Genomic DNA, 1059 nt, shown 5'->3' on the forward strand with positions numbered 1-1059 from the left:
AGAATTAAGCGAAGATCTTAGCAACAACACCAGCACCAACTGTACGGCCACCTTCGCGGATCGCGAAACGTAGACCTTCGTCCATCGCGATTGGAGCGATTAGCTCTACAGTCATCTTGATGTTATCGCCTGGCATTACCATTTCTACGCCTTCTGGTAGCTCGATGTTACCAGTTACGTCAGTTGTACGGAAGTAGAACTGTGGACGGTAGCCTTTGAAGAACGGAGTATGACGGCCGCCTTCGTCTTTAGAAAGTACGTATACTTCTGACTCGAACTTAGTGTGTGGAGTGATTGAACCTGGCTTCGCTAGTACTTGACCACGTTCTACTTCATCACGCTTAGTACCACGTAGAAGTGCACCAACGTTCTCACCCGCACGACCTTCGTCTAGAAGCTTACGGAACATCTCAACACCAGTACATGTTGTTGTGATTGTCTCTTTGATACCTACGATAGCAACTTCGTCACCTACGTTTAGGATACCGCGCTCGATACGGCCAGTTACTACTGTACCACGACCTTGGATTGAGAATACGTCTTCGATTGGCATTAGGAACGGCATGTCTACTGCACGCTCTGGCTCTGGGATGTAAGAGTCTAGTGCTTCAGCAAGCTCAACAATTTTCGCTTCCCACTGCTCTTCGCCGTTTAGTGCGCCTAGTGCAGAACCTTGGATAACTGGTAGGTCATCACCTGGGAAGTCGTACTCAGATAGAAGTTCACGAACTTCCATTTCTACTAGCTCTAGAAGCTCTTCATCATCAACCATGTCACATTTGTTCATGAATACGATGATGTATGGGATACCAACCTGACGGCCTAGTAGGATGTGCTCACGAGTTTGAGGCATTGGGCCGTCAGTCGCAGCAACAACTAGGATACCACCGTCCATCTGTGCAGCACCTGTGATCATGTTTTTAACATAGTCAGCGTGTCCTGGACAGTCTACGTGTGCGTAGTGACGTGATGGAGTGTCGTACTCAACGTGAGAAGTTGCGATTGTGATACCGCGCTCACGCTCTTCTGGAGCGTTATCGATAGATGCGAAGTCTTTCG

At 48.4% G+C, this 1059-nt stretch carries 1 protein-coding gene; it reads right to left on the reverse strand.

Annotated elements, in window-relative coordinates; translation table 11 throughout:
* Positions 1 to 4: 4 nt before the first annotated feature.
* A partial coding sequence (tuf, locus tag DA100_RS08235) for an elongation factor Tu (protein WP_138971718.1) occupies positions 5 to 1059 on the reverse strand: 1055 nt, incomplete at its 5' end.

The sequence above is a fragment of the Vibrio sp. Hep-1b-8 genome (genome assembly GCF_006124995.1).
GTDB lineage: Bacteria > Pseudomonadota > Gammaproteobacteria > Enterobacterales > Vibrionaceae > Vibrio.